Annotated in this window: 11 protein-coding genes; 4 read left to right on the plus strand and 7 right to left on the minus strand. The window is 43.1% G+C overall.

What is annotated here, in order from left to right; genetic code table 11:
- Window positions 1-37: 37 nt before the first annotated feature.
- From F6K46_RS22135 to F6K46_RS22150, 4 genes are all read right to left on the minus strand, one after another.
- Window positions 38-1,432 (minus strand): DUF4832 domain-containing protein, encoded by a 1,395-nt coding sequence (locus F6K46_RS22135; protein WP_293061045.1) that lies wholly within the window; start codon window positions 1,430-1,432, stop codon window positions 38-40.
- 301 nt (window positions 1,433-1,733) lie between these two features.
- Window positions 1,734-4,559: a polysaccharide biosynthesis protein gene (locus tag F6K46_RS22140; protein WP_293061047.1), complete on the minus strand. Its 2,826-nt coding sequence runs from the start codon at window positions 4,557-4,559 to the stop codon at window positions 1,734-1,736.
- Window positions 4,560-5,615: 1,056 nt separating this feature from the next.
- Window positions 5,616-5,837, minus strand: a complete 222-nt coding sequence (locus F6K46_RS22145; protein WP_293061050.1) for a CpcT/CpeT family chromophore lyase — start codon at window positions 5,835-5,837, stop codon at window positions 5,616-5,618.
- A 358-nt stretch (window positions 5,838-6,195) separates the two neighbouring features.
- Window positions 6,196-6,699 (minus strand): CpcT/CpeT family chromophore lyase, encoded by a 504-nt coding sequence (locus F6K46_RS22150; protein ID WP_293061054.1) that lies wholly within the window; start codon window positions 6,697-6,699, stop codon window positions 6,196-6,198.
- 124 nt (window positions 6,700-6,823) lie between these two features.
- Between F6K46_RS22150 and F6K46_RS22155 the strand changes: the two genes are divergently transcribed.
- A complete protein-coding gene (locus tag F6K46_RS22155; protein WP_293117351.1) occupies window positions 6,824-7,003 on the plus strand; it encodes a hypothetical protein in 180 nt (59 codons plus the stop codon).
- Here the strand turns inward: F6K46_RS22155 and F6K46_RS22160 are convergent.
- Window positions 6,967-8,178 (minus strand): aspartate aminotransferase, encoded by a 1,212-nt coding sequence (locus tag F6K46_RS22160; RefSeq protein ID WP_293061056.1) that lies wholly within the window; start codon window positions 8,176-8,178, stop codon window positions 6,967-6,969. The two genes, F6K46_RS22155 and F6K46_RS22160, sit on opposite strands and share 37 nt — an antisense overlap.
- 270 nt (window positions 8,179-8,448) lie before the next feature.
- Window positions 8,449-9,606, minus strand: coding sequence for an iron-containing alcohol dehydrogenase family protein (locus tag F6K46_RS22165; RefSeq protein ID WP_293061061.1), 1,158 nt, complete (start codon window positions 9,604-9,606; stop codon window positions 8,449-8,451).
- Window positions 9,607-9,763: 157 nt separating this feature from the next.
- Here F6K46_RS22165 and F6K46_RS22170 point away from each other — a divergent pair, with 157 nt between their 5' ends.
- The gene (locus F6K46_RS22170) at window positions 9,764-9,895 is read left to right on the plus strand and encodes a hypothetical protein (protein WP_293061063.1); all 132 of its coding nucleotides are present in this window, start codon (window positions 9,764-9,766) and stop codon (window positions 9,893-9,895) included.
- Between the two features lies 1 nt (window position 9,896).
- Here the strand turns inward: F6K46_RS22170 and F6K46_RS22175 are convergent, their stop codons facing one another.
- Window positions 9,897-10,691: a lysozyme gene (locus F6K46_RS22175; RefSeq protein WP_293061065.1), complete on the minus strand. Its 795-nt coding sequence runs from the start codon at window positions 10,689-10,691 to the stop codon at window positions 9,897-9,899.
- A 1,090-nt stretch (window positions 10,692-11,781) separates the two neighbouring features.
- Between F6K46_RS22175 and F6K46_RS22180 the strand changes: the two genes are divergently transcribed.
- Both F6K46_RS22180 and F6K46_RS22185 read left to right on the plus strand, forming a co-directional pair.
- Window positions 11,782-12,231: a hypothetical protein gene (locus F6K46_RS22180; RefSeq protein WP_293061067.1), complete on the plus strand. Its 450-nt coding sequence runs from the start codon at window positions 11,782-11,784 to the stop codon at window positions 12,229-12,231.
- Window positions 12,232-12,286: 55 nt separating this feature from the next.
- The gene (locus F6K46_RS22185; RefSeq protein ID WP_293061069.1) at window positions 12,287-12,454 is read left to right on the plus strand and encodes a hypothetical protein; all 168 of its coding nucleotides are present in this window, start codon (window positions 12,287-12,289) and stop codon (window positions 12,452-12,454) included.
- Window positions 12,455-12,457: the final 3 nt, after the last annotated feature.

The following is a 12,457-nucleotide window of genomic DNA, read 5'->3' on the forward strand; positions in this document are numbered from 1 at the left end:
TATAATAATTGCTATAAACGTCATTATGATTAGAAGTTTAATTAACAATAAGGCTAGTCAATAGGGAATTGTAGCCTGTCGAGGCTTCCCAGAGATTTTGATTAGCAAGTCTGATGGAATAGTCTGGATGATTATATAATTGAGGAGCTGGATCAGGTAGATTTAAGAAAACATCATAGGTTCCAGTTTCGATTGTGTCTGGAGTACGAGTGACAGCATTAATAACCTGAGTACTACCAGGCATCCACATCCGAGGATCCTCGTCTATAGGTAAATGGTATTCGCGACGAGTGACACGGTGACGGAGAATAATTTCCAGTGGCCGAGGATTGTAAGGACTAGCCCATCCTTCATTGATAATTTCCAATTGTATCGAGAATGTACGAGCGGGTTTTACCCTAGTAGGAGTAACTGATTTGACTAGACGGAAGCGATAGCCCAAACGACGTTTAATTTCCTCTAAACACCCTTGGGTTTCCCAGTCTTCAATGATCTCAGTGGCATCACTTGGTTTGTAGTTTAAGGCACTCCAGCGCATTCGTTCTAGTTCATTTAAAGCATTGGGACAATCATCAAAAGAACTAGGATTGCAGGTTTCTCCCCCCTGTACCACATACCGATTATCCAGATTTAAAAATGTCTTTTCTTGTTCTATTATCCCCCGATCCGTATCGCTGTAAGTTCCCCAATCATCAATACTGGCTAGGAAACAATCATTAGTAGCTCCAGTTCTCCCTCGGTTAGTACCATTAAACGCTTGATCAGGGGTAAGAGGATTTTCTTGATCAAAAATTGCCATTTTATGATTGGGGTATCGTAGAGCAACCATCCGTTCACTGGGTAGCACCGACAGCAGTTTAAACAAAATAGCTTTTCTATCTTCATTGTTGCTATCCAAACCATAGTAAGAACTATGCCATTCTCCCCAGTAACCAATAAACCCTGCTTCCATGTAGGCGATAACATCGTAGTTTGATGCTAATATCGGTTGCAGATCATCCAGATGGGAGAGTATGCGATCGCGGGATGAATCTTCACCACCTCCTACCCAATTATAGGAAAACCGTAGGATTAATTTAACCCCAGCTTGTCGAGCCGTATTCAAATCCTGGGATAGGGTTTGTAGAAAAGACTCTGATAACGGTTTATTTCTAAATTCTGAAATTACGTAAACCTTACGTACTAAGGTCATTTGGTTATTCCTAACCTCTTGTAGCTCAGACAGCTGTAAGGAATAATTTGATGTATTGTCCAGAGGAGTAAAAGGCAGAAAAAAGCCTCGTTCTGGATTTGGAAAGTGTTCATCACTCCCTTGATAAACCGTGGTAACGTTAGAGGTATGAGCTGTTGTCATAGTATTACAAGCAACAGTGGTGAATATCCCTAGTACAAAGACTAACTTGCTGTATTTTGCTATCTTGCTAATCACCATAATTGCTTTCTTATACTAATTGATTATCAATTTTTATAGTGGTTTTAAGTTGGATGAGCTATACACCAAATTTCTCCCCCCTTCTCCCCCTCTTTCCACTCTCCCCTTAGTTTAGCTGTAAGCATTCAGCTATCAACCATTGCCCTTTGGCCACCCTTGGCCTTTTTGGCCACGCTACGAGAATGGCCACGCTACTTGAGGTGCGAACGGGACAGCTTTTGAATAAAAGAGGTAAGCATTCGTTTAATCTGAGTTAAGTCTGCTGACGGCTGACAGCTGACGGCTGAAGGCTTACGTTTAGCTAAACTCCAATCAAAGTTATCGCCGCTTCAACGTCTACAGGTTTGGAGAAAAAGTAGCCTTGTCCATATTTACAGTTGAGGATTTTTAGTTGATCAATTTGCCTGGATGTTTCTACCCCGGTGGCAATTAGATCAACACCAAGATCATTGGCTAGTTTAGCCACGGTTTGAACGGGTTCTAAATTTATGTTATCCGTATTAATTTTACTGACTAGAGACCGATCAACTTTTAAGCCATTAAACTCTCCATAGATAGAGTTAGACACTTCATGGATATAATTGATATCCGATGAAGTATTAATACCAAAGTTATCCAATTCTAACTGAACCCCAATGGCTCTAAGTTTGGAAAGCACCACCATGGCTTCCTCAGGATTTTTACGAATAAAACTCTCAGGTATTTCTAGCTTCAAACGATAAGCATCCAAGTTAGTTTTATTGATAATATGGTCAATCTGCTGAACTAAATCAGGTTGCAATAACTGTTGGCGACACAGATTAACACTAATGGTTATCGGTGTTTGACTAGGAAACAGTTGTTGCCAAGACTGTAGTTGATTGCAAACTTCTCTGATTACCCACCAACCAATGGGAACAATCAAGCTAGTTGCTTTGGCTACTGGCATAAACTCTTCTGGGTAAATCAATCCTAGGTTAGGATGCTGCCAGCGCAACAATGCTTCAAAACTATTAATATGCTCGTTTTCTAGGAGCATAATCGGCTGGTAGTAAAGCTGCAACTCCTGATTTTTTAGAGCCTTTTGCAAATAATCTTCCATTTCCCAGAACCCAATTTTTTTGCTTTGGGTAACTTGGCCGTTGGCTTGGTGATAACACTTGTCTAACACTTTAATCTTGTCATCAGTCCTAATCATCTTAGAAATATCCGAATAAAAATTTAGGATTGGAGTAGTTTTTTTGTATTTAGGGGTGTATCCTGGTACCAGTTGCTCCAGCAAGAATAAAATTAGATTGGTATAATTTTGATCTGCAGCTTTCCGGAGTGCATCTACTGCATAGTCAAGATTTTTGGAAACCATATGACTAGCATTTTTAACTACTAGCAATTTGTCGTGTAGGGTTGGTTCATATTCTTCTCCAGGAATTAGCAGTTCCTCAAATAACTTTTCTCCTGGTCGCAGTCCGCTAAAGACAATGTCAATGTCCTTACCCACTTCATACCCGGACAGGCGAATCAGTTCTTTGGCTAAGTCAACAATTTTGACCGGTTGACCCATATTGAGCATAAAAACTTCACCGCCCTGACCAATCACTGAGGCTTGCAAAACCAATTGAACTGCTTCTGGAATCGTCATGAAATAGCGACAGATATCAGGGTGGGTAACAGTCACCGGACCCCCAGCAGCAATTTGACGCTTAAAGGTAGGAACAACACTACCTCGGCTACCGAGAACATTGCCAAAACGAACCACAGAAAAATGCCTACCACTCCTTTGAGCTGCTTGTAGCACCAGCATTTCCGCCACTCGCTTGCTACAGCCCATAACATTGGTGGGATTAACTGCTTTATCCGTTGAAATCATGACAAAGTGTTCCACACCATATCGCAATGAGAGATCCAGCAAATTTTTGGTTCCCAGCACATTGTTTGTGATCGCTTCTGGAGGATTTAATTCCATCATTGGCACATGTTTATGAGCCGCAGCGTGGAAAACAATATCTGGTCTGAATTGGTCAAAAATGTACTCTAACCGACCGGTCAATCGAATATCAGCAATAATAGTGTTAAGATTGGGAAGTCTTTCATTTTCTAACCGATCGTATTCAAGTAGTTCTAAAACCTGGTTTAGTTCTTGCTGGATATGGAACACGGAGTTTTCTCCATGTCCCAAAAGTACCATTTCTGAGGGTTGACACTTGAAAATTTGGCGACAAAGTTCACTGCCAATAGAGCCTCCTGCTCCTGTCACCAAAACTATCTTTCCTTTCAGAAACTTAGCCACACGCTGAACATCAGTTTGTATAGGTTCGCGACGCAGCAAGTCTTCAATCTTGACATCCCGAACACTACCAACACGGATAGGATTATTGAGGATTTCATTCATACCAGGTAAAGTACTAGTTGGTACTCCTGTGGATTTACAAATATCTAAAACTTCCCGAATAACTCGCCCAGGTGCTGTAGGCATGGCGATAATAATTTTGCGAATACGTAGAGAGCGAACAACATCAGGAATGGCATCACGATTACCAACTATAGGTAGTCGCCTAATTCTTAAATTGAGCTTTTTACGGTCATCGTCAATAAAGGCGACAGGATTAAAACCCAGGGAAGGATTCTTTTGCATATCCTGGGCTAGAGCAACCCCTGCACTACCAGCACCAACAATCAGTACATTGTCCCGGCGATGAAACTTCCTATGCCTTTGGCTGACTCTTTCGACGGCACGAACACTGAAGCGAAGACTACCGACAAACAACAAGCTGAGTATACCGTCAAGTAAGGGCAAGGAATTAGGCAGGCTATTCAAGGATAAATTGGTTAAACCATTAGACCAGTGAAACAATAACGTTTGGATGACGATAGCAGCAGCAGTAAGTGCGGCTATATGCTCTAGTTCATCAATACTGGCATAAGACCAGCAACGCTTGTATAGACCGAAGGTAGAAAATACAGTTAGTTTAACGATTAGGAACAGAATGGTTGCCAGTATCAGTCCAGATTGATAGGGGTTGATATCTAGATGATTGTTTAAGAACAGGACTAGAGCTAATACTGGCGTACTCGTGAAAATAATCAAATCAATGAGTAAGAAGTGGCGATTTCTTAGACCTAGTAACCAATTTGATAAGTTATTCGTCATCTTTTATTATCCAGTTAATTATGAAAAATTACACAATAATTTAGCTAGGAAGCTTCGGATTAGGTAACAGGGAACGGGGTAAGCATTCAGCCGTCAGCTTATGTGCTACGCACACGCTACTTGAGGTGCTATCAGCGTGTCGCGTATCAGCTATCAACTTATGCGCTACGCGCACGCTACTTGAGGTGCCAAAGGCAAACGGCTAACCGCTGACCACTGACCACTGACTGACCACTGACCACTGACCACTGACAGCTGATAGCTGAATGCTTACGGAACGGGAAACGGGTAACACAGAATTATCGATGTTTTATACCTCTGGGTGTGCAAGTTATCTTAACTTTATAAATCGGTGGTTAGTATAGCTAAATAAAAAATCAAAAGAAACACAACTAAAGACATATTTTTTATTTTTTTATTGATTTAATGAATTTCAATATATCTAGGTCAAGAGAAATAGCACTCCTATTGCTTTACTAAATTTTTACTAAGGTTTTACTAAGTTTTTACTGATAGTTAAATGAGATTAACTGCTTAGTATAGTGGCTTATTAAAGGCTCACAAGGTTGCCAGTGTGGCATAACTTTTTGGTGCTACACTGGTGGAATGATTTTGAATTGCGTTAATAGATTGTTTTATAAAATTTAGGTAAAGCTAACGTTCTAGTTTTGATGAATTTTTATAAACGATAGACATCCTAAATCATTTGTGCAAAAGAACCAATGGTGAAATTCGGCTCTGTCTCGCCCCATAAGCATTCAGCAGTCAGCCGTCAGCCGTCAGCTTTTGGCTCACGCTACTTGAGGTGCTTATTTTATTCAAAACCACCTCAAGTAGCGTGGGTGTAGCCCATAAACTGTTCCCGTAGCGTGGCCACGCTGCTTGAGGTGCGAATGGCCAAGGCTAATGGCTGATAGCTGATAGCACCTCAAGTAGCGTGCGCGTAGCGCATAAGCTTATAGCTTATAGCTGAGTGCTCCCCTGCTCCCCTGCTGTGGTCACCAGGAAGTATGGTTATTGCACCGAATTTGATATCAGGCAATTGACCAACAGGCTCTACTGCGGTTCCACCCAACGAAACTGGTAGGGTAAATCTTTCGCGCCCCATACCAAATTGCCAGCAGCATCAAAACCCCGATCTAAGGTGTCCATACCTTCTTTGTGGAGTATAATGGTATTGGTGATTTTGACTGCTCCTCTGTACTTAGTTGGACAACCATCATCTGGTGTCTGACCGATGTAGTTCTCACCGACTGGCTTCAAAAATACACTGCACACCGCTTTACCAAAAAAATGGGTCTAAAGCCCCGTCCTTCGTTCGACGGCTTTTTTTCAAAAACAATGCCCTTGATAATTTGTACCAGGTGTGCTATTCTAAAAGAATAAACAATAGACTTTTAAACTAAATGGATACTATCTAACCATAAGTAGGCAACGTGAAAAATATGTCTCAGATACATATTGCGTAATTTGGTCTAACGACTTAAACGTCTATGAAAAATTTAGATAAAAAAAGTATCTATTTAAGTAAATTTTGAAAAGGTACGGTGGGGCACACCGAAACCTAGGTCATAGACCCTCTACGCTTGTGGAGAGGAGACCTCTATTTTTCCTGGCTCCGGCCTGGTTAAACAAGTCACCCCGTTGAAGCAAGAATCCCCGTCCTTCCAGGGCGGGGAGTGTCAACTAAGTTATTTGAGGGTATCACTCGCTCCCGATCAGATTGATTGCACAAACCAATCAGAGTTTTTGGGTTTTGAGGTTTAAACCCCCTAGATTCTACACTCTGGCCATTGTCACTGACAGCTATACGCAAAAATCGCTGTCGGTAAGGAGAGTTAAGGCGTTTGGAAAGCGCTTGTTCCTGATACAGAAATACTGATGTAGGACGGTTGAGTCCAGGATCAACACTCTCTAGCTTGACAGTACAGGTGGTGATGCGGACATCAGGAGAATCTGGGTTAGCTCTGGCTTGGGCCGAGGTATCCATTACCCCAACTAGATGAGACACAACCTCTTTAACCTGTTGCTCAATCATGACTAATTCAGCAACAGCATTACCAGTACTTGTTGCCATCCACAAAAAAGCGATTGGCCTTTGGCCAATCGCTACCCCTGTCCGAAGGCTATTGTTCTTCACGATTACATTCACACCCCAGCAGACTCTTTATCAAAAGTTGTGTTCAAGTATATTACCTGAAGGGGTGACCAAGATTAGCAGTTGGGAGAAGTAATATTGTAAACATTGATGGGGAGATGGGGAGATGGGGAGATGGGGAGATGGGGAGAGAGTCAGCAGATTTGATCTAATTGCCCCAACAGTTGTTGAGTTCACTTACCTGCAGCTACTTACAACCTGCAACCTTAAACCTGCAACCTCCAACCTGCAACCTGTAACCTGCAACTTTCAACCTTCAACCTTTACCATTGTTTCGGCTTGGTAGCGGATATTAGCTTGTTTCAACCGATTGAGGGCTTCACCCAAGCGATCGCATTCCGCAATCAAACTAATCCGCACATACCCTTCACCCCCGATACCAAAAGCATTTCCTGGGGTGAGGACTACTCCAGTTTGCTGCAAAACATTCAGGGCAAAATCCGTTGAACCTACCCCGATTGGGCAAGGAACCCACAGATACATGGTTGCCTTAGACTTAGGAATCTGCCAACCCAACTCGGCCAAACCCTCAATCATGAAATCTCGGCGGCGGCGGTAACGGTTTTGGACGTCTTGAAGGTAAACATCTGGCAGTTGCAAGGCGGCTTCAGCAGCAGTTTGCAAGGCAGCAAAGATGCCATAGTCGAGATTAGTTTTTAAGGTACGCAACCCTTGAATAATGCGGCTATTCCCCACTACAAAGCCAACGCGCCAGCCAGCCATATTATAAGTTTTCGATAGGGTATGGAATTCGACACCAATATCTTTAGCGCCAGGAATTTCCAGCAAGCTAGTAGGCTGATAGCCATCAAATGCTAATTCGGCATAACATAAGTCATGTACCAGCAGAATTGAGTACCGACGGGCAAACGCAACTATTTCTTCAAAAAACTCCCTTGGGGCGGTAGCGGTGGTTGGATTACTGGGATAGTTAAAATAGAGGATCTTAGCTCGTTGGGCAACCTGATCCGGAATCGCCCCTAAATCAATCAGCCAATCATTTTCCGGTTTCAACACCAAGCTGTGAATTTCCCCCCCAGCAATCAACGGACCCCGGAAGTGGACTGGATAAGCAGGAGAAGGTACTAAAATCAAATCTCCCGGATTCACATAGGCTAAGGCTAGGTGAGCTAGTCCTTCCTTAGACCCTAACAGAGGTAAAGCTTCACTGTCTGGGTCTAGCTCCACATCATAGCGGCGGTGATACCAATTCGTAATTGCCCGACGGAAACTAGCAGTCCCCTCAAACGGAGGATAACCGTGGTTAGCCGGATTTTTTAAGGCTGCGATCGCTGCTTCGATCACCGGCTGCGGTGCTGAACCATCAGGATTACCCATCCCTAAGTCAATCAAATCCAGCCCTTGCTCACGGGCTCTTGCTTTTAATTCATCTAAACGAGCAAATACGTAGGGAGGGAGTGCGCTTAGTCGTTGTGCTGGGGTAATCAAATCTACCATCATCAGTGTCAGGTTTGGAAGTTAGCCGGTTGAAGGTCAAGACCTATAATTTTTGACTTTGGCCAAAAGGCCACGCGATGAAGCGAAGCTTCCGCGCTTATGCGATCGCGAACGAGTTGAGAGCCAGTGTAAGGGAAAATCCTAGTAATATTAAAGGGTATCAGGTTTGAGCTCAAAATCTGCAACCTGCAACCTTCAACCTGACACCCAACACCGTTGACCCGGCAACCTTCAACCTGCAACCTTCAACCTTCAACCTGACAACCTTCAACCTTAAACCTGACAACCTTCAACCGTTGAGGTTGTCAAACTTAACTCCTTACGACTCCCCTCAACTAGTACCCTAGTAGAAACCATTGCTGCCATCAGCTGTTCTGGAAGCACCTTAAAGGGTAGCCGATGAATATCAGAATTTTCCCCACAGGCAATCTCAGCTGCTTTCTGTAACTGAGCCAAGGTAATGGACCCTAATCCCAGGTCTTGGAGAGTTTGGGGCAAACCAAGCTCACTATAAAACTTCAGCAACTGTTGCCGTGCTGATGCTGCCAGTTGGTTCCCCTGAAGCATTTCTTCTAAACGCAGCTGCACCAAAATGCCATAAGCCACTTTTTCACCATGTAAAGAATCGTGAGCTGCTGGTATATGAGTTAAACCATTATGTACAGCATGGGCAGCAACAGTACGACATCGAGCTCCACCCAAGCCCCCAATCACACCAGCCAGTAAAACTGTTGCATCGACAACTTCCCGCCAAACCTCACTACCAGGTTGGGTTAGAGCATCAACCGACTTTTGGAACAAAATATCTCGCAATACCCTTGCCTGTTGGACAGCCGCAATAATTAGAGTATCTGTAGCGCTACCACTACTAACCGAAGCTTCGTACCACTTCGCTAAGGCATCACCAATTCCGGCAACTAGGGTACGTTGGGGCGCTGTCTGAATCAAACTGTAATCAAGTACCAATAAATCTGGGCAATGGTCAAGTCCAACATCATACAGGAAAGCCCCCTGGTCAGAATAGATATTAGATAGAGCTGTCCAAGCGGCACAGGTAGCAGCAGAGGTGGGTACAGTAACCACAGGTAACTGGCACTGGTGCGCTAGGATTTTAGCAATATCCAACGCCTTACCACCACCAATCCCAATAATTAAGTCAGATTGATGAGCAGCAACGGCTTCTGAGAGTTTAGCTAAAGACTTCTCACTACAATCAGGACTGTAGGATGCACATTCATAACTGAGTTGATGCTGTTCCAAAACCGATTCCAGTGATGAGCCTAGGGTAGCCAGAGTATGCTGGCCTCCTACAATCAAAGGACGATTTCCCAACCGTGCGATCGCATTTCCTGAGTCTTCCAACGGACAACGCACTACTTGAGTCGGTGCCACGTTTAGGGAAAGCAAGGAAGTAGGTGCTTGTTTGGTCATGCCTGTAGCCCAAATAAACTTATTGGTTTGGTAAGGTGAGTAATGACCTTACTGGGGGATAGGTCTCTTATTATACATTTTGCCCAACTTAGAGGGGTTAGGGATTAGGTCTAGCCTTGGCTGACAACCTTAAACCTGCAACCTTTAACCTTCAACCTTGGCCAAAAGGCCACGCAATCGCGTTCAACCTTCAACCTTTAAACCTTTAAACCTGCAACCTGCAACCTTCAACCTTCAACTTTTAACCTGCAACCTTGGCCAAAAGGCCACGCTTGCGCGAACAATTTGAATTAGCTCAGAAACAGTTTACGCTCCGCTTCTCTGCGTTTGCTCAAGCCTAATAGGACTCGACCACCACCCTTGTTCCAACGAAGAAACTCATTGGCAGCCCCTTGATCATCACCCTGATTCAACTTACGTAACAATGTCGAGCGCCTAAACGCTGTTGGTCCTATATTGAACACAAAGCTAACTAGAGCAGAGAATTGATTATCAGTCAGTGATACTTTGACAAGATTACTCACCGTAGATTCAGAACTTTCTAAATCTTGTCTGAGCAATTTCTCCGCTTGCTCAACAGTAATGATATCTCCGATGCGAACACCAGCCGTATGACCCCATCCAATAGTAGGAATTCCCACCGGATCGATATAAGCTTCTACTCGGCCATCGGGGCACCTTTTATGGAGTCCTTCAAACTCTTTCACCAGATCTAAACCACCTTGGTTAATGTTTCTATCGGTACCTGGTGGCAACTCTGGTGTTACTTTCTTGATGATAGCATCAAAGTAAAACTGAGCCGTTTGAGGACCAATAATTCCTCTTACGGCTCCAGTATTACCGAGTTTGTTCGCCTCTTTAAACTTATTGACTCCTGCCTCAGATAAGTCCAAGCCGCATTCTTGACACAGTTGAATAAAATTTTGTATAATTATAGGGCTAATAACGTCTTCTACCTCCAATTCCATTAATTCTTGGAGTTGAATAACCTGAGGCACTGGCAAATTGACTAGAATGTCAAGTGCATGGCGTTCTTCCACAGAAAGGCTATCGAGTTTGATGTCTTTAATCGTTATAGCTGACATAGTTATATAACTTATAAAATAAACGTAACGTTATTGGCGATAAAATCTGCTTTACTAATTATTATATTCCTAATTTTTTAATATGTAATGGATAAACCTTACAGCGGTTTGCACTTCAGTTAGGTACAAAGTTTTGGGTTTGTAGGGACTGAGGCCGTAGGCCACGCTACGCGAACGGAGCAGGGAGCACCTCTGCATCGCTTTCTTATCCCCCACACCCCACACCCCACACCCCACACCCCACACCCCACACCTGAGGTCTTTGTTAAAAACCTACCCCTGTGAGGTCTCCCCCACTCGCGGTCTGCCGTGGTTTCCCCCACTCGCGCTTTGCATGGCTGACAGTGAAAATCTTTGAGCTGACACCAGCCTTTTCCTCTTCGCCAAATCCAGGTGTTCTTTTTCAATGTTTGCTTTGGGCATATTTACCACGACATGGTATGTAAGGAATCCAACGGGTTAAATTTACCTCCCCTGTAAAGATTAGCGCTACCACCATCCATAAACAGGTGGTTAGGTGTCGCCCAGTCAAGCTTGTTGACTTTACCAGTACTTCAAGGCATTGTAGATATGGGAGTTTTTTTCACAGCAAAAGGAGGATGTGAGTGGAAACCATTCAAAGAATGCTGGCTCAATCTCACTAATGTCAAGTCCTGCAATTCCTCGACCCATAACCATTTGAACACTTTTGACTTCAATTTTTGTCAGTCAACCAGGGCATGCCCCATGCCCAATGAAGTCTGAGGCTCGATCGAATTGGATGGGGTTTGTGACCGAATCGCACTAATAAGAAATGCTCAAATACTTGTTCAGGAAAAATTTATAATTCATAAAAGTCCTGCGATATAAGCTTTTGAGCAAATTTTAGTCTTTTAACTTAGTGCCATTCGGTGTACTATCCCAACTACAACATTAAATCATTACCGAAAAGTGCAATCACTAATGGTCAGAAATGACAACAGACTTTGTCTGTAAGTGACAATGACTATTCTTTCCAAAGAAGTTATATTAAAAACATTGAACAAAACCAATGAACTTACACTCACAAGACAAACGTGAAACACTATTTTCTCACACCTAAGTAAGTACCATGAGTCAAGTATTAAAAGAATCTAGTAATTTGTTGACTGCGGATTTAAAAAAACTTAAAATTTTCCTACAAAAGAACTCAGAGGTAGACTTTCGCAAAGCGGATTTGCTTCACACTCCTAATCTCAAAAAATATAAATGGATCAAGTTTAAAGATGAAGATGAAAAAACCAGGGTATTAAATCTACTCAAAGCCTATCAGCGCATGCTGCGGATTGTACCTAAGGGTAGAGAAGATGTTGCCATGATTTTGCTTGAGGGGGGCTTTCAATCTTCGGTACAGATTGTCAACACACCCAAAAAAGCTTTTCTCAAGTTCTTCCAAAGCGATCGCGAACTTGGCAAAAATGTGCTTAAGCGTGCCATTGCTGTACACAAAATCGTCACGCTGCAATATATAGCTCGCGTAGAGCAAGCACAGCCACATGCCCGCGCCGTGTCTCGTCTTTGATCCAAAGATCGACTCCTATTAACACTGCTAATACTTTATAGCGTTTCTCGTAGCTATGAGGTACACATTATTTTTTACCTCTTCCCTCTTCCCTCTTCCCTCTTTACTGCTCCCTGCTCCCTGCTCCCTAAAAACCAGAGATTTGTACCTCATGGGTATAAGACTTGCTATATACAAGTATTGCTACTCCAATAACCAATATATTTACACGTATAGGTTGTAAACT

The sequence above is a fragment of the Moorena sp. SIO3E8 genome (genome assembly GCF_010692445.1).
Lineage (GTDB): Bacteria > Cyanobacteriota > Cyanobacteriia > Cyanobacteriales > Coleofasciculaceae > Moorena > Moorena bouillonii.

Bases quoted from the DNA above. Each gene is read 5' to 3' on its own strand.
- F6K46_RS22135 (WP_293061045.1), bottom strand. From the start codon at position 1,432: ATGGTGATTAGCAAGATAGCAAAATACAGCAAGTTAGTCTTTGTACTA.
- F6K46_RS22140 (WP_293061047.1), bottom strand. From the start codon at position 4,559: ATGACGAATAACTTATCAAATTGGTTACTAGGTCTAAGAAATCGCCAC.
- F6K46_RS22155 (WP_293117351.1), top strand. From the start codon at position 6,824: ATGGGGAGATGGGGAGATGGGGAGAGAGTCAGCAGATTTGATCTAATT.
- F6K46_RS22160 (WP_293061056.1), bottom strand. From the start codon at position 8,178: ATGATGGTAGATTTGATTACCCCAGCACAACGACTAAGCGCACTCCCT.
- F6K46_RS22165 (WP_293061061.1), bottom strand. From the start codon at position 9,606: ATGACCAAACAAGCACCTACTTCCTTGCTTTCCCTAAACGTGGCACCG.
- F6K46_RS22175 (WP_293061065.1), bottom strand. From the start codon at position 10,691: ATGTCAGCTATAACGATTAAAGACATCAAACTCGATAGCCTTTCTGTG.
- F6K46_RS22180 (WP_293061067.1), top strand. From the start codon at position 11,782: ATGAGTCAAGTATTAAAAGAATCTAGTAATTTGTTGACTGCGGATTTA.
- F6K46_RS22185 (WP_293061069.1), top strand. From the start codon at position 12,287: ATGAGGTACACATTATTTTTTACCTCTTCCCTCTTCCCTCTTCCCTCT.